The organism is Streptomyces regalis (genome assembly GCF_001509475.1).
Classification (GTDB): domain Bacteria; phylum Actinomycetota; class Actinomycetes; order Streptomycetales; family Streptomycetaceae; genus Streptomyces; species Streptomyces regalis.
In genome coordinates this window covers 71,184-95,046 of sequence record NZ_LLZG01000115.1, presented here as the reverse complement: position 1 = coordinate 95,046, position 23,863 = coordinate 71,184, and the positions used below count along the sequence as shown (strand labels likewise).

Here is a 23,863-nt window from a genome sequence, read left to right as displayed (position 1 = left end):
TCGATGCAGCTGGGCGCCCTGCGCAGTCACAACGCCGCGCTCGTGCTCGACCTGCTGCGCACGGCTGGACCCGAGGGCATCAGCCGGCTCGAACTCGCCGAGCGCACCGGCCTCACCCCGCAGGCGGTCAGCAAGATCACCGCCCGGCTGCGGGAGGACGGGCTCGCGACGGAGGCGGGGCGCCGGGCATCGACAGGCGGCAAGCCGCGCACAGTGCTGCGGCTGGTGCCGGAGGCCGGGCATGCGGTGGGGGTGCATCTGGACCGGGACGAGCTGACGGCCGTGCTCTGTGACCTCACGGGAGCCGTGGTCGCGCGGCGCAGGACCCCGCTGGACCTGGGGGCCGGTGCGCAGACGGTTGTCGAGCGGGCTGTGCGCGAGGTGAGGGAGCTGGCGCCCGGGGGCGGCCGTGGGCCGGGTGCCGTGCTCGGTGTCGGGGTGGCGCTGCCCGGGCCGCTCGACCATCGGCGCGGTGTGCTGCACCGGGTCACCGGGTTCCCGGAGTGGAACGGCTTCCCGCTGCGGGACGTGCTCGCGCGGCGCCTCTCACTGCCGGTCGTCGTCGACAAGGACACCAACGCCGCTGCCCTCGGGCTCGCGGTCCAGGGAGCGGCCGGGGCCGTCACGTCCTTCGCCTATCTGCACTTCGGCGCGGGGCTCGGCGGCGGGCTCGTGATCGGGGGAGCGGTGCACCGGGGCACCCGTACGGGAGCCGGGGAGTTCGGGCACCAGGTCGTCCAGTTGGACGGCCCACCCTGCGGGTGCGGCAACCGCGGCTGCGTCGAGGCACTGTGCCTGGCCGCCGTGGCGCGGGGCGAGACCGCGGAGGCGGCCCGCGTGCTCGGCACCGCGGCCGGCAACCTGGTCGCCCTGCTCGACGTCGACCTGGTCCTGCTGGGCGGCCGCACGATCGCCGCCGCGCCCGACACCTTCGAACGCGGGGTCGCCGCCGTCCTCGACGAACGCGCCCGGCGCGCGGGCGGGGACGCGGTGCCGGTGCGGGTCGCCTCCGGCGGGGAGCGCGGGGTCGCCGAGGGGGCGGCTCAGCTGCTGCTGGCGCCGTTGTTCGGGCGGGGGGAGGGGTGAGGGCGGTGTGCCGGGGCTGATCGGCGTGCGCTGATGGCCGTGCGCTGGCTGATGGCCACGCACTGAGCGCCGTGCATCGATGGCCGTGCACCGGTCGTCGTGCATCGGCGGCCGTGCACCGGTGGTCGTGCACCGGTGGTCGTGCACCGGCGGCCCTGCACCGATGGTCGTGCACCGGCGGCCCTGCACCGGTGGTCGTGCATCGGCGGCCGTGCATTGGCGGCCGTGCATTGGCGGCCCTGCACCGGTGGTCGTGCATCGGCGGCCCTGCACCGGCGGCCATCCGCTGATCGAGGGGACTTGCGGGCCCGTACGGAATGGCGCCGCCCGGAAGCCGCCCCCGCCCGGCATGGTCATGTGTTTATGCGACTGCACTCACCCGCTCCCCTCTGCCTCGCAGCAGCCGCCCTCCTCGCCGCAGCGCCTCCGGTGCGCGCGGAACCTCCCGCCGCGCTCCCCAGCTGCGTCACCGACGACGGGACCTTCCCCCTCACCACGCGCCTCCACGGCGGCCCCGACTCCTACGCGGCCGGTGGCGGATTCGGCACCTGGCACCTGGACCTCACCAACACCACCGACCGGACCTGCACCCGCATCCACCCCGTCGTCGTCCTCGTCGACGGCAAGCGCGCCCTCAAGCCGTCCCAGCCCCGCCTGGAGTTCTACGGCGTCCCGGAAGGCGGCCGGAACGGCAGCCCGGACGGTGCCCGCCCGCACCCCGTCCGCTTCGAGACCACCGACGAGGACGAACTCGTCGGCGCCTTCGGCGGCTTCCCCGGCTTCACCGTCGGTCCCGGCAAGACCGTCACCGTGAAGGTCCGGCTCGCCGTCACCTCGGACGCCGTACCGAACGAGGTCACCGCCAACGCGGCCGTCGTGCAGCGCCACGACCGCGACGGCGACTGGGTCGGCCAGTCCAACGATTACCGCTTCACGATCGAATCCGACCCGGCCGACCCGGCTGCCTCGCCCGATGCGGCCGACCGTGACGGCTCCGCCGCCCCGAACGCCTCGGCGAGCCCCGGCACCGCCCGCAACCAGTTCACCCTCGCCGACGAACTCGCCCGCACCGGCCTCACCACACCCCACGGCGCCTCCCTCACCGCCACCGTGGCCATGCTCCTGGCCGGCGCCGCGCTGCTGGTCGCCCGCAGGCGCCGCTGAGCCGGTCCTCCCCGTCTGCGACGATCCCTGCGTGGACTACCCGAACGACCAGGCCCCCGGCGCCCCCGTCCGCGACGGCATCCCGGAGCACGGCCGGATCCCGAAGTACTACGCGGTGAAGGCCCGGCTCGACCACCTCATCGCAGAACTCGGCGAGGGCGACCCGCTCCCCACCGAGCGCGACCTCTCCGAGAGTTACGAGGTCGCTCGCGAGACCGTCCGGCAAGCGATCCGCGAGCTCGTACTGGAGGGGAAGCTGCGGCGGCAGGGGCGCGGCACGGTCGTCGCCGGACCCAAGCTCGAACAGCCCCTCTCCCTCGCCAGCTACACCGAGGGCGTACGGCGGCAGGGACGCACCCCGGGCCGTGCCCTCGTCACCCTCGACCGCTTCCCCTGCCCCGCCGCCCTCGCCGCCGAGACCGGCCTCGAACGCGGCGAACCCGTCTGGCACCTGGAGCGCGTCCTGCTCGCCGATGACGAGCGGGTCGGCCTGGAGAGCACCTACGTCGCCGTGGCCCGGGTGCCCCGTCTCGACGCCGACTTCGAGCCCGACTCCTCCTTCTACGCCTTCCTGCACCGGCAGGGCATCGCCTTCGGTGACGCCGACGAGCGCATCGAGACCGTGCTGGCCACCCCGCGCGAGGCGCTGCTCATCGGCACTCCGCCCGCGCTCCCGATGCTGCTGATCCACCGGGTGTCGAGGGACTCGGAGGGAAGGCCGCTGGAGCGGGTGCGGTCCCTTTACCGCGGCGACCGGTTCTCCTTCACCACGCACCTGCACGGCTGAAAAGTCCGAAAATACGCACACTTTGCCACCGTCATTAATGTCACGAACGCATAACGGGTCTAGCCCAAACGTGATGGCCAGTTCACGCTCTCGTTGTCAGCCGGATCCTTCCGGTTCCCCGATCCCGAGGAGCGTGGCCGTCGTGAGAGTGATAGTCGTCGGAGCCGGCGTGGTGGGCACCCTGCACGCCTGGCAGGCAGTGGAACGCGGCCACGAGGTCGTACAGATCGAGCGCGAGGCGGAGGCTCGCGGCGCCTCGCTGCGCAACTTCGGCCAGATCTGGGTGAGCGGCCGCGCGGGCGGCGAGGAACTTGCGACCGCCCTGCGGGCAAGGGAGCTGTGGGAGGAGATCGGGGCCCGCGTGCCGGGGCTCGGCTTCCGGCCGAACGGCTCCCTCACCCCCGTCCGCGGCGCCCTCGAACTCGCCGTCGCCGAGGTCGCCGTAGCGAGCGAGGACGCCGCCGCCCGCGGCCACAAGCTGCTGGCCCCCGACGAGGCGCGCACCCTGAACCCCGCCCTGCGCGGCGACTTCACCGCCGCCCTGTACTGCGAGCGGGACGCCGCCGTCGAGCCGCGCACCGCCCAACTCGCCCTGCGTGCCGAGCTGTTGAAGTCGCCGCACTACACCTTCCGGCCCGGCAGGGAGGTCCGCGAGGTCATCGGCCGGGGCGCCGTCCGCGACGACCACGGGGACGTGCACAGCGGCGACGTCGTCGTCCTGTGCACCGGTGCCTGGCTCGGCGGGCTGGTCCGCGAGCTGGTCGGCCCCGACCTCCCGGTGCGCCGCGTACGCCTGCAGATGATGCAGACCGACCCGCTGGGCGAGCCCCTCACCACGTCGGTCGCCGACGCGGACAGCTTCCGCTACTACCCGGCCTACGCCTGCGCCGAGCTGGACGCGCTCAACGCCGGTCAGCCGCAGGCCGAGACCGCCGCGGCCCACCGGATGCAGCTGCTCATGGTGCAGCGCGCCGACGGCGGGCTGACCATCGGCGACACCCACGAGTACGAGCACCCCTTCGCCTTCGACACCCTCGAGGACCCCTACGACCACCTCACCGAGGTCGTCGAGTCCCTCCTCGGCCGCCCGCTGCCGAAGGTCCGGCGCCGCTGGGCGGGGGTGTACGCGCAGTGCACCGACCCGGGCCGGGTCGTGCACCGGCAGCAGGTGCGCGACGGGGTGTGGCTGGTCACCGGGCCCGGCGGGCGCGGGATGACCTGCTCGCCGGCCATCGCCGAGACGACCGCGAACGAACTGGGTTGGTGACATACATGGCAGATCACACCCGAGAGATCCGAGACATCCGGCTCGTCGTCCTCGACATGGCCGGTACGACCGTCGCCGACGGCGGCCTCGTCGAGCAGGCCTTCGCGGCGGCCGCACGCCACCTCGGCGCGGATCCCGACTCGATGCTGGACCACGTCCGCGCCACCATGGGCGAGTCCAAGATCTCCGTCTTCCGGCACCTGTTCGGGGAGGAGCCGAAGGCCCAGGAGGCCAACAGGGCTTTCGAGGCGGCGTACGCCGAACTCGTCGACGGCGGCCGGGTCGCGGCCCTGCCCGGTGCGCGCGAGGCCATCGAGGCGCTCACGGCCCAGGGCCGCACGGTCGTGCTGACCACCGGCTTCGCCCGCCCCACGCAGGACGCGATCCTGACCGCGCTGGGCTGGCGCGACCTGGTCCCCCTCACCCTGTGCCCCGCCGACGCCGGGGGCCGGGGACGGCCGTATCCGGACATGGTCCTCACCGCGTTCCTGCGGACGGCGGCCGCCGAGGACGTCCGGCAGGTCGCGGTCGTCGGTGACACCTCGTACGACATGCTCAGCGGGGTCCGCGCGGGAGCGGGCGTCGTCGCCGGCGTCCTGACCGGCGCGCACGACACGGACGCGCTGCGGGCGGCCGGGGCGACCCATGTGCTGGGCGGCGTGGCGGAGTTGCCGGGAATGCTCACATGATCGGCGGCATCCGCTTCGACTCGGTGACGGTGGCCTACGACGGCAATGTCGTCCTCGACGCCCTCGACCTCACCGTCGAACCCGGTGAGGTGATGGCGCTGCTCGGGCCGTCCGGGTCCGGCAAGACCACCGCGCTGCGGGCGGTTGCCGGGTTCGTGCGACCGGCCTCCGGGCGGGTGTTCCTCGGCGGACAGGATGTGACGGACCTGCCGCCGTACCGGCGGGGCATCGGGATGGTCGTCCAGCAGTACGCCCTGTTCCCGCACATGAGGGTCGAGGAGAACGTCGCCTTCGGACTGAAGGCGCAGCGGGGGCGGACCAAGGTCCCCAAGGCCGAGATCCGCACCCGGGTCGCCGAGGCCCTGGAGATGACCGGCATGGCCGCCTACGCCCGCCGCTACCCGCGCGAGCTGTCCGGCGGCCAGCAGCAGCGTGTCGCCATCGCCCGCGCGCTCGCGATCCGCCCGGGCGTCCTCCTCCTCGACGAACCGCTCTCCGCCCTCGACGCCCGGCTCCGCTCGGACATGCTCGCCGAACTGGCCCGACTCCACCGCGAGTTGCCGGATGTGTCGATCCTGTATGTCACCCACGACCAGGTCGAGGCGCTGACCCTCGCCGACCGGATCGCGGTGATGGACCGGGCCCGGCTCCAGGCCTGCGGAACCCCGCGGGAGCTGTACCGGGCGCCGGCGAACGAGTTCACCGCCTCCTTCGTCGGCAACGCCAACCTGCTGCCGGTGACGGTCGGTTCGGGAGGCGGGGTGGTCTTCGGGGGCGGCGAGATCGAGGTCGGGACGGCGGGGGTGGCGCCGGGAGCGAAGGCCACGTTGTGCGTACGGCCCCACCTGGTCGGCCTCGGTGACGGGCCCAACCGGCTCTCCGGGACCGTGACGGAGATCCAGTGGCGCGGGTCCACCCATCGGCTGTACGTCGAGGTCGACGGCCGCCGGGTCATCGCCGACCTGCGGGAACTCAAGGCTCCGCCGGCCCACGGCGACGAGGTGACCCTGCACTTCTCCCCGGACGACGCGACGCTGCTGGCCGCAGGAGTGGGCCATGGCTGAGGTCGTTCGTCGGCTGCGGGTGCGTCGTGGCTGGTCGCGCCCGCGCGGCGGTAGCCGCACATCCAACACGGCCTCGCGCCCCTGGTTGGCTGCAGTCCCGCCTGTCGCCTTGCTCGCCGTCCTGTTCCTCTACCCCCTCGCCCTCGTCGTCCAGCAGTCCCTCCAGCCCGACACCGGCGGTACGTCCTTCCAGCCGTACGCCGACGTCTTCGCCTCCGACGCCTTCCGCGAGGCCCTGTGGACCACCGTCTGGCTGGCGGCCGGCTCGACCGTCGGATGCCTGGTCCTCGGGTTCGTGCTCGCGCTGGTCATCGCCTTCGTGCCCTTCCCCGGCGCGCGGGCGGTCGCCAGGTTCATCGACGTCTTCCTGTCCTTCCCCACCTTCCTGATCACGCTGGCCCTGCTCTTCGTCTACGGCACGGTCGGCATGGCCAACGGCCTGTGGACCGACCTCACCGGCGCCGCTGACGGCCCCTTCCAGTTCCTCACCACGCCCTGGGGCGTCCTCCTCGCCGAGATCACCTACTTCACGCCCTTCGTCGTACGACCGCTGCTCGCGGCCTTCTCCCAGCTCGACACCGCCCAGCTGGAGGCGGCCGGTTCGCTCGGCGCCCGCCCTGTGCGCATCGTCCGCCGCGTGATCCTCCCCGAGGCCCTGCCCGCCCTCGCCGCGGGCGGCAGCCTCGTGCTGGTCCTGTGCCTCAACGAGTTCGGGATCGTCCTGTTCACCGGCGCGAAAGGCGTCACCACCCTGCCGATGCTCGTCCACAGCAAGGCGATCCTGGAGTCCGACTACCCGGGCGCGTGCGTGGTCGCCGTCGTCAACGTCCTGATCTCCGTGGGCCTCTACGGCCTCTACCGGGTGGTGAGCCGCCGTGCTCGTGCATAGCCGCGGGGCGAAGTGGGCCGTATGGGCCCTGTTCCTCGTCCTCTTCCTGCCCCTGTTCGCCCTGCCGCTGCTCGTCGTCCTCGGCGCCTCCTTCGCCACCAACTGGTCGAGCGTGCTGCCGTCCGGTTTCACGACCGGCCACTACAGCGCCGCCACCCGAGGCGAGGCCCTCCAGGCCCTCACCACCAGCCTCCTCACGGCCGCCGCCGCGAGCCTGCTCGCCCTGACCGCCGGCACGTGGGCCGCGCTCGCCGCGGCCGGGCTGAAGGGGCGGTACCGCAGGGTCCTGGACGCGCTGTTCGTCCTCCCGGTCGCCGTCCCGTCGGTGGTCGTGGGCCTCGCGATCCTGGTCGCCTTCTCCAAGCCGCCGTTCCTGCTCAACGGCACCCGGGAGATCGTGATCCTCGCCCACACCGTCCTGGTCACCGCCTTCGCCCACCAGTCCGTGTCCGCCGCCCTCGCCCGCCTCGACCCGGCGTACGAGCAGGCCGCCGCCTCCCTCGGCGCCCGGCCCGCCCACGTCCTGTGGCGGGTCAGGCTCCCCCTCCTCCTGCCGTCGCTCACCGCCGCCGCGGGCTTGTGCTTCGCCCTGTCCATGGGCGAGTTGAGCGCCACGATGATGCTCTACCCGCCCGACTGGACCCCGCTGCCCGTCCTGATCTTCGCGGCCACCGACCGCGGCGCCCTCTTCGCCGGTTCCGCCCTCGCGGTCGTCCTGATGGCGGCGACCCTGCTCGCGCTGTTCGCCGTCTCCCGCGTGCGCACCAGAGCCTCGTACCGCTGACCCACCCCTCAAGCCCGACGCCCCCTCGCAAAAGTCCTCGATGACGCAAGGAGTTCACCCCGCCATGCCCAGAAACAGCCTCACGCTCGCGGTCGCCCTCTGCCTCCTCGCCACCCCGCTCCTGTCCGCCTGCGGCGGCAACTCCGCCGCATCCGACGAGAAGGTCGTCACCGTCTACAGCGCCGACGGCCTCAAGGGCGAGAACGGCGACGGCTGGTACGGCCGGGTCTTCAAGGACTTCGAGAACGAGACCGGCATCAAGGTCGAGTACGTCGAGGGCGGCTCGGGCGAGATGGTGCAGCGCGCCGCCCGCGAGAAGCCCAACCCGCAGGCCGACGTCCTCGTCACGCTCCCGCCGTTCATCCAGCAGGCCGACGGCAAGGGCCTGCTGCAGAAGTACGCCCCGAACGGATCCGACCAGGTCAGCGGTGCCGACAAGGGTGCCGACGGTACGTGGACGTCCGTCGTCAACAACTACTTCGGGTTCGTCTACAACAAGAAGGAGCTGAAGCAGCCGCCCACGACCTGGGAGGAGCTGCTGGACGGCACGTACAAGAACAAGCTCCAGTACTCCACGCCCGGTGTCGCCGGCGACGGAACCGCCGTCCTCATCAAGGCCATGCACGACTTTGACGGCGAGCGGTCCGCCATGGACTACCTCGGCAAGCTCCAGGCCAACAACGTCGGCCCCTCCGCCTCCACCGGCAAGCTCGCCCCCAAGGTCGACAAGGGCGAACTCCTCGTCGCCAACGGTGACGTCCAGATGAACTTCGCCCAGTCCAAGACCATGCCGAACCTCGGCATCTGGTTCCCGGCGAGGGAAGGCGGCAAGCCCACCACCTTCGCCCTGCCCTACGCCGCCGGCCTCGTCACCGGCGCCCCGCACACCGAGAACGGCAAGCAGCTCCTGGACTTCATGCTGAGCCGGCACGCCCAGCGGCAGGTCAGCGAGATCGGCGGCGGCTTCAGCGCCCGCCGGGACGTCAAGGCCACCGACGCCAACGCCGTCGCCCTCGCCGAACTCATGGACGGCGTCGAGGTCTTCGAGCCCGACTGGGGCGACATCGACGAGAACCTCACGACGTACGTCGACACCTGGAAGTCGGCCACCGGCAGCTGACCCGCCTCCTCGCAGCCACGCACCAAGGCCATATCACCAAGGGCCATATCACCAGGGCCCGCGCCCACCCGTCCAGGAGGATCACGTGACGTCACATCTGTCCCGCCGCACCGTCCTCACCACCACCGCGGCCACGGCCGCGACCCTCGCACTCGGCACCGCCGGCGCCTCCCAGACCCACGCCGTCCCCACGCTCCCGGCCGGCACCAGCAAGGACAAGGTGCTCGTCATCGGCATGGACGGGCTGCGCCACGACCGCATCGACGCGGCGAACGCCCCGCACCTGAAGGCGATGATGAGCGAGGGCACGTACGGCACCTCGCTGCTGTACGCGAACCCGATGGCCGCCACGTCCTCGGGCCCCGGCTGGTCGACCGTCTCCACCGGCGTGTGGCCCGACAAGCACGGCGTCAAGGACAACACCTTCGCGGGCAGGAAGTACGACCGGTACCCCGGGTTCCTCGCCCGCCTCGCCCAGGTCCGGCCCGAGCTGTCCACCTACGCGGCCGTCGACTGGAAGCCCCTGGACACCCAGGGCACCGTCACCCCCGGCGCGGACGCCAAGCTGGTCCTCGACGGCGACGCCGACGGCTACACCGGCCACGACGCCACCATCGCCGGCGAGGCCGAGGCCATCATCCGCGACCAGAACCCGGACGTCCTCTTCGTCTACTTCGGCCAGTCCGACATCGTCGGCCACAACCAGGGCGCGGGCAGCCAGGCCTATCTCGACCAGATCGCCGTCCAGGACGCCTACCTCGGCCGGCTGCGTGCCGCCATCAAGGCCCGGCCCACCTACGCCTCCGAGCGCTGGACCGTCCTCGTCGCCACCGACCACGGCCACCTCGACGCGGGCGGCCACGGCGGGTCCTCGATCGAGGAGCGGCGCACTTTCGTCCTCGCCACCGGGCCCGGTATCGCCGCGGGCGCCCGCCCCGTCGACACCCGGCTCGTGGACGTCGTACCCACCGTGTTCAAGCAGCTCGGCATCACCGTCGACCCCGCCTGGGGCCTGGACGGCAAGCCGGTCCAGGAGCGGTCCACCGACCCCTTCGACGCCCTCCAGCCCTCCCTGACCGGGCGGGTCGACGAGACCGGCGTCCCGGCCGGCGTGCTCGGCTTCACGCACACCCCGCCCAGCGGCTGGTCCGTCATCAACAACGCCATGGGCACCGGCGGGGTGACCGAGTGGCGCGGCTGGGCCTTCGCCACCGACGAGTTCTGGTCCCGCACCCAGCGCGACCAGTGGCGTGAGCTCAACGTCCGGGCGCGCGGGGTGTTCGCGGTCGCCGACTCCGACGAGTGGGCGGACAAGAACTTCTCCGGAACATACGACTCGACCCTGGTGACCCCTGCGTACGACGTCACCGGGAAGACCAGGGTGCGGCTGGACTTCACCACCTTCTACCGGCAGGAGGGCTCGCAGACGGCCCAGGTCCTCGTCTCCTTCAACGGATCCGCGCCCACCGTCGTCAAGAGCTACACCTCCGACGTCGTCTCGCAGCCCCAGTCGCTGACCCTCGACGTTCCCGCCGGGGCCGCCGGCGTTCACTTCCGGTTCCGCTACACCGGATCCAACAACTGGTACTGGGTGATCGACGGGGTCAGGATCAGCCACTCCTGATTACCCTGGGGGCGTCGGTACGCCGTGGTTCCGGCGCCCCCGCTCATCCCGCACGCAGGCCAGGAGCACAGCACCATGCCAGACCGCAAGCCCATCGAGTCATGGCTCACCGACATGGACGGTGTACTCATCCACGAGGGCGTACCGATCCCCGGCGCCGACGCCTTCATCAAGAAGCTGCGTGAGTCCGGCAAGCCCTTCCTCGTCCTCACCAACAACTCGATCTACACCCCGCGCGACCTGCACGCCCGGCTGAACCGCATGGGCCTGGAAGTGCCGATCGAGAACATCTGGACCTCGGCGCTGGCCACCGCCCAGTTCCTCGACGACCAGCGCCCCGGCGGCTCGGCGTACGTCCTCGGCGAGGCGGGCCTGACCACCGCGCTGCACGACATCGGCTACATCCTCACCGACCACGAGCCGGACTACGTCGTCCTCGGCGAGACCCGCACCTACTCCTTCGAGGCCATGACCAAGGCGGTCCGCCTCATCAACGACGGCGCCCGCTTCATCTGTACCAACCCCGACGAGACGGGGCCGTCGACCGAGGGGCCGCTGCCCGCGACCGGCGCGGTGGCCGCGCTGATCACCAAGGCGACCGGCAAGCAGCCCTACTTCGCGGGCAAGCCGAACCCGCTGATGATGCGGACCGGCCTGAACGCCATCGGCGCCCACTCCGAGACCAGCGCCATGATCGGCGACCGTATGGACACCGACGTGCTGGCCGGCATGGAGGCCGGGATGCAGACGTTCCTGGTGCTCACCGGCCTGACCCGGCCCGCACAGATCGAGAACTTCCCCTACCGGCCGTCCAAGGTCGTGGACTCGATCGCGGACCTCGTCGACCGGATCTGAGACTCAAACCCGGTCGGCCCGGAACACGACCCGTACGGAGCAGTCTTGCCCCGCTGAGGATGCGGGGCAGGTGCCCCGGGGGGAGTCTCCAGATATCTGGAGGTTCACGATGGGATCACTGCGGGTCACTCTCTGTACGATCGCCGCCCTGGGTGCGGTCGCCGCCACTCCGGCGGCATACGCGGCGGACGGGGACGGGGGTGTCTCGGTCAGTCCCGCGTCCCCCCGCCCCGGCGGCGACATCGCGCTGCGGATGAGCGGCTGCCCGGACAGGACCGCCATGGCCGTCTCCGCGGCGTTCGTCGCCGACGCGCGCCTCGCCGCCGGCGCCGACGGCACCCTCGTCGGCGAGAGCCGCATCCGTTCCACGCTCATGCCGGGCACGTACGACGTGAAGGTCACCTGCGGGGACGCGTCCCGCACCGGCGCCGTCACCGTCGTACGGCAGGGGGCGCAGCCGTCCGCCCCCGCCTCTCCCGTCGCCCCGGTCCCCGCCGGCGGCGGTGGCACCGCACACGCCGCCGTCGCGGACGCCCGCGCGGCCGGTCCCGGCACGGCGCACACCGTGATCGGGCTGGTTCTCGCGGGCGTCGCCGCCACCGCCGTGGCGCTGCGCAGCGCCCGCCGCAGACGCGAGCCCCGCTGACCATGGCCGAGCACGAACGCCCCGCGTACGGCGGCCGCCTCCTCATGGGCGTGGCCTGGGTCGTGCTGCTGCTCGGGCTGTGGCTGTGGGGGCGGGAGATCAGCGACGTACAGCAGGGCATATCCGCGCCCGTGTCGGGTGACGTCGCGGCGGTCGGACGGCCGCCGGAGGTGGAACTGCCGCCCGCGGCACGGCCGTTGGGGGACGCGCTGCCGCAGCGCCTCGACATCCCGGGCCTCGAGGTGCAGGCACCGGTGGTCGCCCGGGGACTCGATCCGCAGGGGGCGATCGATCCGCCGCCCTACGACCAGGCCGGCGCCGTGGGGTGGTACGCGGCCGGGGTGAAGCCGGGGGCCGCCGGGGCCGCGCTGATGGTGGGGCATGCCGACACCGAGACCCGGCCCGCCGTCTTCCACCGGATCAGCGCGCTCAAGCCGGGCGCGACGGTGCGGGTGCTCCGCGACGACGGCAGGCTCGCCGAGTTCACCGTGGACGACGTCCAGGTCGTCGCCCGCGACCGCTTCGACGCCCGGCAGGCCTACGGCGCCCACCGCTCCGGACGGGCCGAACTGCGCCTGATCACCTGCGGCGGCACCTTCGACCGGGCGACCCGCAGCTACACGGCGAACGTGATCGTCTCGGCGTACCTCACCGGCACGGGGCTGTGAGGGACCCGAGGCGTACCTGGCCCGGTCGACGACCCGCTCCCCCCGAAGCCGCCGACCGGGCCGGTCCTCGACCGCGCACGCACGGGCTGCGGGAGTAACCCGGCGACCGGCGCGGGAGGCCTTGTGTGACCAGAGGGGGCTCGTCCGACCGGGGGCTGGGGTCGTCCGGAGAAGACTGTAGAACTTTAGAACTGTAGAACGGATGACGGCCGGGGCCTAGAGGAAGGTCGAGGGGGGGCTACGCGCGTCCCTCGCCGCCGGCCCGCCCCGCCTCCCGGCGCAGCGCGGCGTCGTCCGCGACCCGGTCGATGACCGCCTGCGCGACCCGGTCCAGGGGCAGCCGGTGGCGGCGCGCGTACTGCCGCATCGCCACAAAGGCGTGGTCGGCCGCGGTGTTCCAGCGTTCGGCGAGCATGCCCTTGGCCTGCTCGATGCGCACCCTGCTGGACAGCGCCTGCTGCAACTGACCGGAGAGGGTGCGGCATTGGACGTACGTCGTGTTGTTCTGCAGTCCGAGGGCCGCGCAGTCGGCGATGACCTGGGCCAGGCGCAGCGCCGTACCGGTGTCGCGCTCGGCGGGGACGCCGGGGACGAAGACGTTGAGGGCGCCGAGCAGTTGCTGCCGGCGGCGCACGGGCACCGCGTAGGTGGCGGCGATGTCGTGGACGAGCGCTCGCTCGGTGAACTCCGGCCAGCGGGCGGCCGACCGGGCCGCCGTGATCGAGACCGGCGGCACCGGCCGGCCGGAGCTGTAGCTGTCCAGGCAGGGCCCGCCGTCGCGCTGGACCTCCAGCAGTTCCGTCGCGGCCTGCCGATGCGCGCCGCTCGCCGCCAGCGACACCGTCCGGCCCTCGTCGATCAGCATGAACCCGGCGGCCTGTGCGGACAGTAACCGCACACAGTGGTCGGCGACGCGTTGTAAGTAACGCACGGCCTCGAAGTCGTCGACGAGGGTGTCCGCCGACTCCACCAACGCCTGTGCCAGCCGGATCTCCCGGGTGTACTGGTGCATGACCGCACACTCCCCTTCCCCTGTTCCCGCGTTCCCCTGTTCCCTGGGGATGCCGCCCCCTGCGGGCGTGCCCCCCACCCCGCTCGTAGGAGCCGTCATAGTGGCTGTAACAGCTCTCCGACAAGGCTCGGCGACCTCGTATGCCCCACGACACGTATGTCAGGATTGACCCTTGGAACAGTGCACCCGAGGGGGAGCTGGATGTACCTGAAGAGGGGGGCCTGGAGGGGCGCTCGCGCGCGGACGTCCGCGGTGGTGTTGGGGGCGGCACTGCTGATCGCGGGCTGTTCATCCTCCGGGGACGGCGAAGAACCGGCGGACAACGCCGGCGCCGGGATCAGCCAACAGCCCAAGGCAACCGATCCGTTCTGGGTGAACCCGGACGGCAACGCGGCAGAGCAGCTGGCGGCCTTCGTGAAGGCCGGCAAGAAGGAGGACGCCGAGCAGATCCGCAAGATAGCGGAACAGCCGACGGGCGAGTGGATCAGCCCGGAGAGCCCGGAAGAGCAGGCACGCGGCTTCACCGAGGCCGCCGACAAGGCGGGCCGTACGGCGCTGCTCGTCCTCTACAACATCCCGCACCGCGACTGCGGCCAGTTCTCGGAGGGCGGCGCCGCCGACGGCAACGCCTACCGGGCGTTCGTCGACAGCGTCGCCAAGGGCATCGGCGACCGCGATGCGACGGTGATCCTGGAGCCGGACGCGGTGCTGCACATGGTGGACAACTGCACGGCGCAGGAGTACCACGAGGAGCGCTACGACCTCCTGAGCGGTGCCGTCGCCAAGCTCAAGTCCCTGAAGAACACCAAGGTCTACCTGGACGCGGGCAACGCCGGCTGGGGCCACCCCGACCAGATCTTCGAGCCCCTGAAGCGGGCGGGCATCGACCAGGCCGACGGCTTCTCGGTCAACGTGTCCAACTTCTACACGACCCAGGACTCGATCGCGTACGGCAAGGAGCTCTCCGCCAAGGTGGGCGACAAGCCCTTCGTCATCGACACCAGCCGCAACGGCAACGGCCCCTACACCGAGGGCAACCCGGACGAACGCTGGTGCAACCCGCCGGGCCGCGCGCTGGGCGAGACCCCGACGACCAAGACGGCGGACCCGCTGGTCGACGCCTACGTCTGGGTCAAGCGCCCGGGCGAGTCGGACGGCGAGTGCAAGGGCGGGCCGAAGGCGGGGGAGTGGTGGGCGCAGTACGCCCTGAACTTGGCGAAGGCCAGTAAGTAGGCCCTGCACAGCCCGTACACGCCTTGGGGGCGCCCTCCGTGACGGAGGGCGCCCCCAAGTGCTTGCCGGCTCGCTAGGGGACTCTCACCCACTGCGCCTTCGACGGCGTCCCCTGATCATCCGTCACGAACAGCATGTACCACCCCGACGGCACCAGATTCCGGTTCGTCGGCACACTCACCGTGAGCTTGTCGCCGGACTTCTTGAAGTCCAGCGCGACCGACCGCTGATCCACGTCCGTGACGTGCGTCGACGCGCTCGGCCGGATCAGCCGCACGTTCTCGATGGACGAGGCGTGCTGCGAGGTGAACGTGCCCGTCCCGCCGCGCTTGATGGTCTGCGGTCCGCCCGACAACGACGGCTGCGCGTCCCGGTACAGATACGGCGGCGTGTAGATCTCGATCCGCTGCTCGAACTTGCCCGGCTTGGTGTTGGCCGCGTCGGCGTACAGCGAGTCCGAGCCGAAGAACATCACGCGGCCGTCCGGCAGCAGGATCGACCCCGAGTGGTAGTTGCGGCCCACCAGAGGGTCGGCGACCTTCTCAAGGCTGCCCGTGTCCGGGTGGTAGATCCGCGCCTGGAGGATGTTGGAGTCGCCGCGGCCCCGGTAGTCCTCGGAACCGCCCGACACCAGCACGGTGTCGTCGGGCAGCACCGACGCCTGCGGATACCGCGTGCCCTTCTCCAGCGACGGCCCGTCCACGAACTTCGGGTCGTTCGCCTTGAGGTCGATGATCCGCGTCTTGTTGCTGGAGTCCTTGGACTCGCCGACGCCACCGCCGCCGATCACCATGTACTTCTCGTCCTGCGCCGGCGGCAGCAGCACCGTGCCCGAGGTCTCCATCAGCTTGGAGTCGCTCAGCCCGGGCAGCTTGCTGAACTTGTTGGTGTCGACGTCCCAGATGCCCGGGTCGCGGCCCACGTCGTCAGGACCGTAGCCCGCGTTGGAACCCGAGTAGAAGATCTTGCCGTTCTCCAGCGGGAACAGCGCCGGATACGTCGGGAACTGCCGGACCTTCTGCAGGTACGTCCACTTCTTGGTCTTCGGGTCGTACACCTCGTTCTTGCCCGGCACCAGCTGGCCGATGTCGTCGAGGCCGGAGACGCTGAGGATCTTGCCGTCGCTCAGGGTGGTGAGCGTCGGGTACCAGCGGGCCTCGTGCATCGGGTCGACCTTGATGTACTTCTCGGCGACCGGGTCGAACTCGTAGGCGTCCCGGATGCCCTGGAAGTCCTTCTTGTCGAGGGCGAGCTTCTGCGCGATGCCGTACGTGTTGCGCGCGTCGGTGCCGCTCAGGCCCTGGATGCGGTAGTTGTCCTGGGTGCCGGTCTCGTACTTGGCGCCCTTCTTCTGCGCCTCGACGTAGATCCGGCCGAGACCGGGGTCGTTGCGCAGGAACTTGCCGGTCGCCTTGTCGAAGACCTTCTTCGCGCGCGGCACCAGCACCGGGTCCTTGGAGACGAAGGTCTTGCCGTTCTCCTTGCCGGTGAACTTGGTGCCTGCGGGCAGCGTGATCGGCCGGTCCGGGTTCTCGTTATGGACGATCATCAGGCCGCCGGCCTTGGTGACGTCACCCTTGAGTTTCTCGTACCGCTTCGTGCCGCCCGCGATCAGCAGGTTGCCGTTGGACAGCTGGGTGTGGCCCGTGCAGAACAGGTCGTTCGGCGTCGGCACCTTCTTGATCGTGCCCTTGACCGGGTCCCAGATCCGGGTGTCGTACTTCTTCGCGTCGAAGTTGTCCTGGTTGTTGCCCGAGCCCGCGATCAGCAGCACCTTGCCGGTGTGCAGGAGCGCCGCATGGATGGTGTTCTGGCGGTACTCCTCAGGGAAGTCGACGATCTCCCACTTGCCGTTCTCGGCTTTGTACTCGGGCTTGTTGATTTGGTACTGGTGGTATTTCTCGGTGCCGACGCGGTACAGCCACGGCCCGTTCATTCCGGCCAGCGCGAGTACCACCGCCGTACCTATCGCGAGTCGACGGGCGCGGCGGCGGCCTGCACGGTCGTTCATTCCTTACGTCCCCCAAGTCCACCAAGGGCGATCTGCATGGTCTGGTCGGTGCCGCTGCCGGAAGAAGCGGCCCAACTCGGTTTGTGCTGCGGGGCATGCGGGGCGTGCGGCGCATGCGGGGTGTGCCCGGCGTGCGGCGTGTGCTGCCCGGACAGCGGTTGCGGATGTGGCTCCGGCTGGTACGACGCGGGCTGATACGCCGCGGGCTGAGCCGGCGCCGGCTGGGCCGGGACGGTCGCCGCGGGCCTCTTCTTCTCCTGCCGCAGCATGTAGCGCCAGGCGAAGATCGGCGTCGCGGTGATCAGCATGGCGAACGTCGCCCAGGTGATCATCGCGGGGTGCGAGTGCCCGTACACGAACCCGGCGGCGATGGACGCGCCGAAGATCACGATGAAGTACCAGTGGTACCGGAAGGTCGCGAACCACCTGTCGGGGCTGGCGGAATCGCCCTTGGGCGTGACGACGAACTTGCTCTTGCGACGCAGCACGGAGTCGAAGAACGCCTTCGCGTACAGCGGCGCCGACAGCGCGGACATCACCATGCCGGCCACACCGCCGGAGCCCTCCGGCTCGTGCGGCGAGACGTTGTGCCGGCGGTTCCAGACGTAGAGGCCGATCTGCAGCGCGGAGGCGTTGCCGTAGAGCATCAGCCAGATCGTCGGGTCGATGTTCACACCCGAGGCGCCCAGGCCCAGGAACAGCGCACAACTCAGCGCCGCCAGGATCCAGTTGAGGGCCGACATCGGGTAGAAGATGATCATCATCGTGTAGTTGAAGAGCTTGCTCGGCGGCAGCGAGTACCAGCCCTTCCAGTACTGCTTGAGGATCGTCTCGTACGTCCCTCGCGACCAGCGCATCTGCTGGGTGAAGAAGTCCGTCCAGGCGCTCGGGCCCTCACCGACGGCGAGCACGTCCGGCGTGTACACGGACCGCCACTTCTTGCCCGTGGCCGGGTTCTTGTGGCGGTGGATCTCGAAGCCGGTCGCCATGTCCTCGGTGATCGAGTCGTACAGGCCGCCGATCTGCTTGAGTGCCTTGATGCGTACGGCATTCGACGTACCCACGAACATCGGGGCGCCGTAGCGGTTGCCGGCGCGCTGGATGAGGGCGTGGAAGAGGAACTGCTGCGACTCGGCGGCCTTGGTGACGAAGTTGTCGTAGTTGCCGTAGACCTGGGGGCCGATGACGAAGCCGACGTTCGGGTCGCGGAAGAAGCCGAGCATCCGCTCCAGGTAGTTGGGCAGCGGCACGTGGTCGGTGTCGACCGAGGCGAAGAAGTCGTAGTCGTCGCCGTGCGCGTCGAGCCAGGCGTTGTAGTTGCCGTGCTTGGTCTTGGCGCGGTGCGGGCCCTTGGCCTGGTTCCACTTGGCGATGCCCTTGCGGGAGAAGTGGTGCACGCCGAGCCGGGCGCAGACCTCCTTGACCTCCGGGTCGTCGCCCTCGTCGAGCAGCCAGACGTGCATCAGACCCCGGTGGCGCAGCTTGACGGCCGCCTCCAGGGTCTTCGTCACCATCTCCAGCGGTTCCTTGCCGGGCACGAAGGAGGTGAGGAAGGCCACTCTCGTGCCGGTCTCCGGCACCACCGGGATCGGGTCGCGGGCGACCAGCGTGGCGTGCGCGTTCGACAGCACGTTCATGCAGCGGAAGAACTCGATCAGACCGATCGAGACCAGCATGACCATGTCGAGCGCCGGCAGGAAGTCGAAGGCGGGATAGTCCCGTTCGGTCCAGTGCTCGGGCTGCAGCAGCCAGAACAGCAGGACCAGCGACAGCAGCGGAGCGGCCGCCAGCATCAGGGCGACCCTGATCCGGTGCGGCTCCTGCGAGATCAAAGAGCGGTACTGGACCCGGTACGGCTTGTTCGGGTCGGGCTGCGTGAGGGGGCCGGCCAACCGGCTGTAGTGCTCGTAGTCGTACTTCGGCAGCGTCTTCTTGATCCGGCGGAACGCGCCGGTCCGAGTCTGCGAAGGCACCCTGAGCTGAGTTGTCTGAGACGGGTCGTAGTTCTGCCGGGCGCCCGTCGGCGTCGACGTCATGAGTCATCCCCCCACACGCAGGTCACCGCGTGTCTGTCGGTTCCTTTACGACTGCTCCGGTCCCCCTCGACCTTCCACAGGCGTATCAGTGGTGGGCCGCAGTCACCACATCTTCTCCACCATAGACATGGAACAGCGACCTTCCGGTTGCATCATGCCCCCCTCGGCATGCGGTCATGAACGGGGCCCCCTATGCCCCGGCGAAAACCGGCAACCGGCTCCTTGCCCCCCAACTACCGCGTATCGGCGGCATCTTGAAAAACCAACCACCAGGTTCTACGTCGTTCCACATGATCGCAAGATGCGAAACGAGGTGTTTACCGGTCATACGCGCTCATTGTGGCACCTGTGGGGGTGTTGTGTACCCGTTGTGGATACGCGGGCGCGGATGTTGCCGAAGTGCTCTCTTATGGCCTCCTCTGCCCGTATCGCATCGTCCGACCGCACCGCGTCCACGATCTCCCGGTGCTGCCGGCAGGTGACCAGCGGATCCTGCGGCGCGCCCCCGAGGTCGGTGTGGACGCGGTGGAAGGCGTCCCAGAACGCCTCCATGACCTCGCCCAGCAGCGCGTTGTCCAGCCCTCGGTAGAGAGTGGCGTGAAACGCCCGGTCGGTCTCGGCGATGCCGTCGCCGCCGTGCGCTGCCTGCTCTTCCATACGGTCGACGAGCGCGTCCAGTTCAACGAGGTCGGCGTCCGGGATCCGTCCCGCGAGCCGGGCCACCAGCCCCGTCTCCACGGCCTCCCGCAACTGCACCAGCTGGAGCAGGGTGTCCTCGCCCCGGTAGTGCCCGGCGACGGTGCGGAAGGTGAGGCCCTCGATCATCGGAGCCAGGGACATCGTGCCGACGTACGTCCCGAACCCGTGCCGGATCTCGACGATGCCTATCGCCTGCAGCCCCTTGAGCGCCTCGCGCACGGAGTTCCGGCTGGCACCGAGATGCGCCATCAGCTCCGGCTCCGTCGGCAGCGGGGCCCCGGAGGGCAGCCTGCGGTCGATGATGAGCTTCTTGATCCGCTCCTGGAGATCTCGCGCTGCCATGGCCAGAGGGTATCCGGCCAAACACACCGGAAGCCCCTCGCTTGCACGAGGGGCTTCCGGACTGGCGGGGGTGCGGGCGGCAGAGCCCGAAAAGCGAAGGCCCCCGCGGTCTGCGAGGGGCCTTGCTGTCTGTGCGCCGCCAGGGACTCGAACCCCGGACCCGCTGATGCTGCATTTCCCGGGGGTTAACCCCCGGACCCCCAGCCGTTCTGCGGTGCCGGGGAGGGCTCGCCCGAAAAGCGAGGGCCCCCCGCGGTCTGCGAGGGGCCTTGCTGTCTGTGCGCCGCCAGGGACTCGAACCCCGGACCCGCTGATTAAGAGTCAGCTGCTCTAACCAACTGAGCTAGCGGCGCGTGCTGACGTCGTTAACTCTACATGACCTCCAGGGGTGGTCCTGACCGCGGGCGCGGGGTGGCCGGGGGAGGCGGGGGCGGCCGTAAACCATTCGGACCGTCAACATGCGAGTCCGGAAGACAGTTGTGAAACTGACGGAGTGTGCAGCCGCGGACATGTGCAACTGGAGTGTGAGGGGAATCGCATGGAGGCTCGGGCTCCGGTATTCGAGGAATTCGATCCGGCGAGTGACTGCGACTGCCCCGGATGCGTTCACTGGCGACGCGTTCTGCCGCATTCCACGACCGGCCGCCACCCGGCGGCGCACCGGGCGCTGATCCTCGCCGCAGCCGCCTCCACCACCCTCGCCGTCGGTCACACGGCCCCGGCCCTCGCCGCCTCCCACGCCCCCGACCGGCCGGGCGTTCCCGCAGGTGACGAGCCCGAGACGCCCCAGGGCGGCAAGGCTCCGCTGCACGGCCCGGGCGGGAGGCCGGTCAAGCCGGGCGGCGTGGCCGAGGCGCCCGCGGTCACCCGCGCGGAGATCATCAGGCGGGCCAAGAAATGGGTCGCCGCGAGGGTGCCGTACAGCATGTCCAAGTACTGGTCGGACGGATACCGGCAGGACTGTTCCGGCTTCGTCTCGATGGCCTGGAAGCTGCCCGGGAACGAATGGACCGGCAGCCTCGATCAGTACGGCGTACGCATCTCCAAGGAGGACCTGCAGCCCGGTGACATTCTGCTGTTCCACAATCCTGCGGACCCCGAGAAAGGCTCGCACGTCGTCATTTTCGGCGGCTGGACGGACTACACGCACACCTACTACATCGCCTACGAGTCGACCCGCCCGCATGCCCGCCGGCAGGCCACCCCATACGCCTACTGGAGCCACTCCGGCCGCTATCTGGCCTACCGATACAAGGGCCTCGTGGGCGGCGCGACAGGTGGAAAACCGGACTCCGGACACTCGGACACCGGAGAGTCGGACACCGGGCAGCCGGACACCGCCAAGCCGGAGGATCCCAAGCGCGAGGCGCCCTACCCGGGACGGGCGCATTTCGGTCCCGGGGCCAACAACAAGTACGTCACCCAGTTGGGCCGCATGCTCGTCGCGCGCGGCGCCGGCCGGTACTACACGGTGGGGCCGGGCCCGCGTTGGTCGGAGACGGATCGCAGGGCCACGCGGGCCTTCCAGCTGGCGCAGGGCTGGCGGGGCCGGGACGCGGACGGGTTTCCGGGGCCGCAGACGTGGGCGCTGCTGGTGACGGGCAAGGGCAGGAGCATCCAGGCGACGTGGCTGGGCGGGCACGGTGCCCCCGCATCACCCGCGTCGCCCGTGTCTCCGGCGTCGCACGGGGTGCCGGGTTATCCGGGGCGGGCGAAGTTCCGGCCGGGCGTCAGCAACAAGTACGTCACCCAGCTCGGCAAGCAGCTGGTGAAGAAGGGGTTCGGCAAGCACTACAAGACCGGGCCGGGGCCGCGCTGGGGCGAGGCGGACCGGCGCGGCGTCGAGGCGTTCCAGCGCGCCCAGGGCTGGCGGGGCGGCGCGGCGGACGGCTATCCGGGGCCGGAGACCTGGCGGCGGCTCTTCTCGTGACCCGACATCGCGACCACCACTGTTGTGACGCATCTGGCGCGGAGGCTGGAGGCACGCATGACCACGACCACTTCACCCACGCCCGAGCCCGAGGGGCCCGCCGGGTCGGCCGAGGGGCCTGCCCGGTCCACCCGGCTGATCCAGAACGAGGGGACCACCGAGATCCCCGTCCATCTGCTGTTCCGTGACGACTCCGACCCGGTGTCCGTCCCGCTCAGGCCGACGGTCGTGGCGCGCCGGCAGGGCACGGGGGAGCAGCCGCGCCTGCGCCGCCCGGTGCAGCCGAAGCCGCCTCCCGAGCCGGAGGTCGACCCCGAGCTGGTGGAGCGGCCCGCGCGGGTGCTGCCCGGATCGGCGGGGGTGTTCGCCGGGGCGTGCGGGGCGGCCGGATGCCTGGCCACCTCGTGGTGGGCGGGGGTGCTGCCGCCGCTGGTGGTGGAGGCGCTGCGACTGCCGGCGTCCGCGGCGGGGCTGGGGCCTGCGCAGTGGGCGGCGTACACAGGAGCCGGGGCCCTCGGGCTCGTCGGCCTCGGCGGGCTGGCGCGGGGGCGGACCGGGCGGGCCTGGGTGCTCGGGCTGTTCGGCGGCTACCGGGGGACGGTCCGGCGCACCGGTCTGCTGTGGGTCAACCCGCTGCTGCTGCGCCGCCGGGTCGACGTACGGCTGCGGCACTGGCGGAGCGAGCCGATGCAGGCGGCCGACGGCAACGGGGTCGCGCTGCGCGTGGTCGTGCTGGTGGTGTGGCGGGTGCGGGACACCGCGCGGGCCACGCTCGGGGTGGAGGACCATGAGACGTATCTGCGCGAGTGCGTCGAGGCGGCGCTGGCCCGGGTGCCGGTGGAGATGCCGGGCGCCTCGCGGGTGTCCGTCGAGTTGGCCGGGGACGCGTTGACGCGGTTGGTGGTGCGGGACGCGGGGGCGGTCGGGCTCGAGGTGTTCTCGGTGCGGCCGGTGCGGGTGGAGTACGCCCCCGAGGTCGCCGCCGCCATGCACCGCCGCAGTATCGCCGCGCTGGACGCGCAGCACCGGGCGACCATGCTCACCTCGGTCGTCGACTCGGTGGAGGACACGGTGACCCGGCTGACCGTGCGGGGCCTGGTCGAGCTCGACGATTACGAACGCAAGGCGCTGGTCAAGGACTTGACGGTGGCGTTCTGCGCGGGGCGGGGGGAGGCGGCCACCTAGACATTCACCTGGCGGCGACATTTCACCTGATGGCGACATTCGCCTGACGGCCCGTCGAACATCTCCCCCGATTGGTATGGACATGTTCAAGGATCAGCAATAATCTGGGACTTGGTCTAGACCTGCAAGCTCACCGAACTTCCCCCACGTTCCCAGGAGCAGCAGCATGCGCAGAAGGACCAAGTGGTACGCCGCCGCACTCGGACTCACCACGGCCGGGGCCCTCGTGCTCTCCACCGGAGGCGCCAGCGGCCACGGCTACACCGACCTCCCCATCAGCCGGCAGAAGCTCTGCCAGAACGGCACCGTCACCAACTGTGGCTCGATCCAGTGGGAGCCGCAGAGCGTCGAGGGCCCGAAGGGCTTCCCCGGCTCAGGGCCGGCCGACGGTCAGATATGCAACGCCGGGCTGGGCCAGTTCAGCCAGCTCAGCGCGCCACGGACACCGTCCGGCGGCGCATGGCCGGCCACCAAGGTGACGGGCGGCCAGAGCTACACGTTCCGCTGGCAGTTCACCGCCATGCACGCCACGACCGACTTCAAGTACTACGTCACCAAGCCGGGCTGGAACCAGAACCACAACCTGGCCCGCTCCGACCTCAACCTCACCCCGTTCCTGACGGTGCCGTACAACGGTCAGCGGCCGCCGGCGACGCTCTCCCACAGCGGCACGCTGCCGTCCGGGCTGAGCGGCCGGCACGTGATCCTCGCGGTGTGGACGATCGCCGACACGGGCAACGCCTTCTACGCGTGCTCGGACGTCACGTTCTGA

Annotated in this window: 21 protein-coding genes and 1 tRNA gene; 17 read left to right on the top strand and 5 right to left on the bottom strand. The window is 70.8% G+C overall.

The genetic code is table 11. The annotated features are described in order from the left end of the window. The first annotated feature begins 3 nt into the window (after positions 1-3). From ADL12_RS16965 to ADL12_RS16905, 13 genes are all read left to right on the top strand, one after another. Entirely contained in the window at positions 4-1,086 is a 1,083-nt protein-coding gene (locus ADL12_RS16965) for an ROK family transcriptional regulator (RefSeq protein WP_062703466.1), read from the top strand. A gap of 357 nt (positions 1,087-1,443) precedes the next feature. Beyond that, positions 1,444-2,250 carry a hypothetical protein gene (locus tag ADL12_RS16960; protein ID WP_062703259.1) on the top strand — a complete coding sequence of 269 codons (807 nt, stop codon included), beginning with the start codon at positions 1,444-1,446 and terminating at the stop codon, positions 2,248-2,250. Positions 2,251-2,281: 31 nt separating this feature from the next. Then, on the top strand, positions 2,282-3,037 hold the full coding sequence (locus ADL12_RS16955) for a GntR family transcriptional regulator (RefSeq protein WP_062703257.1): 756 nt from the start codon (positions 2,282-2,284) through the stop codon (positions 3,035-3,037). A gap of 142 nt (positions 3,038-3,179) precedes the next feature. After that, positions 3,180-4,304: a TIGR03364 family FAD-dependent oxidoreductase gene (locus ADL12_RS16950; RefSeq protein WP_062703464.1), complete on the top strand. Its 1,125-nt coding sequence runs from the start codon at positions 3,180-3,182 to the stop codon at positions 4,302-4,304. Between the two features lie 5 nt (positions 4,305-4,309). Further along, positions 4,310-4,993, top strand: coding sequence for a phosphonatase-like hydrolase (locus ADL12_RS16945; protein ID WP_062703255.1), 684 nt, complete (start codon positions 4,310-4,312; stop codon positions 4,991-4,993). After that, positions 4,990-6,057: an ABC transporter ATP-binding protein gene (locus ADL12_RS16940; RefSeq protein ID WP_062703253.1), complete on the top strand. Its 1,068-nt coding sequence runs from the start codon at positions 4,990-4,992 to the stop codon at positions 6,055-6,057. The genes ADL12_RS16945 and ADL12_RS16940 overlap by 4 nt, the downstream gene beginning before the upstream one ends. Then, on the top strand, positions 6,050-6,946 hold the full coding sequence (locus ADL12_RS16935; protein ID WP_062703251.1) for a 2-aminoethylphosphonate ABC transporter permease subunit: 897 nt from the start codon (positions 6,050-6,052) through the stop codon (positions 6,944-6,946). Before ADL12_RS16940 ends, ADL12_RS16935 begins: the two co-directional genes overlap by 8 nt. After that, entirely contained in the window at positions 6,933-7,730 is a 798-nt protein-coding gene (locus ADL12_RS16930) for an ABC transporter permease (RefSeq protein ID WP_062703249.1), read from the top strand. Before ADL12_RS16935 ends, ADL12_RS16930 begins: the two co-directional genes overlap by 14 nt. A gap of 64 nt (positions 7,731-7,794) precedes the next feature. Next, entirely contained in the window at positions 7,795-8,850 is a 1,056-nt protein-coding gene (locus ADL12_RS16925; RefSeq protein ID WP_062703247.1) for a 2-aminoethylphosphonate ABC transporter substrate-binding protein, read from the top strand. Between the two features lie 85 nt (positions 8,851-8,935). Beyond that, a complete protein-coding gene (locus ADL12_RS16920; RefSeq protein ID WP_062703244.1) occupies positions 8,936-10,474 on the top strand; it encodes an alkaline phosphatase family protein in 1,539 nt (512 codons plus the stop codon). Between the two features lie 75 nt (positions 10,475-10,549). Next, positions 10,550-11,329 carry an HAD-IIA family hydrolase gene (locus ADL12_RS16915; protein ID WP_062703242.1) on the top strand — a complete coding sequence of 260 codons (780 nt, stop codon included), beginning with the start codon at positions 10,550-10,552 and terminating at the stop codon, positions 11,327-11,329. Positions 11,330-11,438: 109 nt separating this feature from the next. After that, a complete protein-coding gene (locus tag ADL12_RS16910; RefSeq protein WP_062703241.1) occupies positions 11,439-11,975 on the top strand; it encodes a hypothetical protein in 537 nt (178 codons plus the stop codon). Positions 11,976-11,977: 2 nt separating this feature from the next. Next, on the top strand, positions 11,978-12,643 hold the full coding sequence (locus tag ADL12_RS16905) for a class F sortase (RefSeq protein WP_062703239.1): 666 nt from the start codon (positions 11,978-11,980) through the stop codon (positions 12,641-12,643). Between the two features lie 238 nt (positions 12,644-12,881). On the opposite strand, the gene ADL12_RS16900 is transcribed toward ADL12_RS16905, so the two are convergent. After that, positions 12,882-13,655 carry a GAF and ANTAR domain-containing protein gene (locus ADL12_RS16900; RefSeq protein ID WP_062703237.1) on the bottom strand — a complete coding sequence of 258 codons (774 nt, stop codon included), beginning with the start codon at positions 13,653-13,655 and terminating at the stop codon, positions 12,882-12,884. 201 nt (positions 13,656-13,856) lie between these two features. Between ADL12_RS16900 and ADL12_RS16895 the strand changes: the two genes are divergently transcribed. Continuing rightward, a complete protein-coding gene (locus tag ADL12_RS16895; protein WP_062703235.1) occupies positions 13,857-14,888 on the top strand; it encodes a glycoside hydrolase family 6 protein in 1,032 nt (343 codons plus the stop codon). 73 nt (positions 14,889-14,961) lie between these two features. On the opposite strand, the gene glxA is transcribed toward ADL12_RS16895, so the two are convergent. From glxA to ADL12_RS16875, 4 genes are all read right to left on the bottom strand, one after another. Further along, a complete protein-coding gene (gene glxA, locus ADL12_RS16890; protein WP_062703233.1) occupies positions 14,962-16,899 on the bottom strand; it encodes a radical copper oxidase GlxA in 1,938 nt (645 codons plus the stop codon). Beyond that, positions 16,896-18,935 (bottom strand): glycosyltransferase family 2 protein, encoded by a 2,040-nt coding sequence (locus ADL12_RS16885; RefSeq protein WP_062703231.1) that lies wholly within the window; start codon positions 18,933-18,935, stop codon positions 16,896-16,898. Before ADL12_RS16885 ends, glxA begins: the two co-directional genes overlap by 4 nt. A 324-nt stretch (positions 18,936-19,259) precedes the next feature. After that, positions 19,260-19,976 (bottom strand): FadR/GntR family transcriptional regulator, encoded by a 717-nt coding sequence (locus ADL12_RS16880; protein ID WP_062703223.1) that lies wholly within the window; start codon positions 19,974-19,976, stop codon positions 19,260-19,262. A gap of 279 nt (positions 19,977-20,255) precedes the next feature. Beyond that, a tRNA-Lys gene (locus ADL12_RS16875) sits at positions 20,256-20,329 on the bottom strand. 185 nt (positions 20,330-20,514) lie between these two features. Between ADL12_RS16875 and ADL12_RS16870 the strand changes: the two genes are divergently transcribed. From ADL12_RS16870 to ADL12_RS16860, 3 genes are all read left to right on the top strand, one after another. Beyond that, positions 20,515-21,906, top strand: coding sequence for a peptidoglycan-binding protein (locus ADL12_RS16870; RefSeq protein WP_062703221.1), 1,392 nt, complete (start codon positions 20,515-20,517; stop codon positions 21,904-21,906). Between the two features lie 57 nt (positions 21,907-21,963). Next, positions 21,964-23,091, top strand: a complete 1,128-nt coding sequence (locus tag ADL12_RS16865; protein ID WP_062703219.1) for an SPFH domain-containing protein — start codon at positions 21,964-21,966, stop codon at positions 23,089-23,091. A gap of 166 nt (positions 23,092-23,257) precedes the next feature. Continuing rightward, positions 23,258-23,863 (top strand): lytic polysaccharide monooxygenase auxiliary activity family 9 protein, encoded by a 606-nt coding sequence (locus ADL12_RS16860; RefSeq protein ID WP_062703217.1) that lies wholly within the window; start codon positions 23,258-23,260, stop codon positions 23,861-23,863.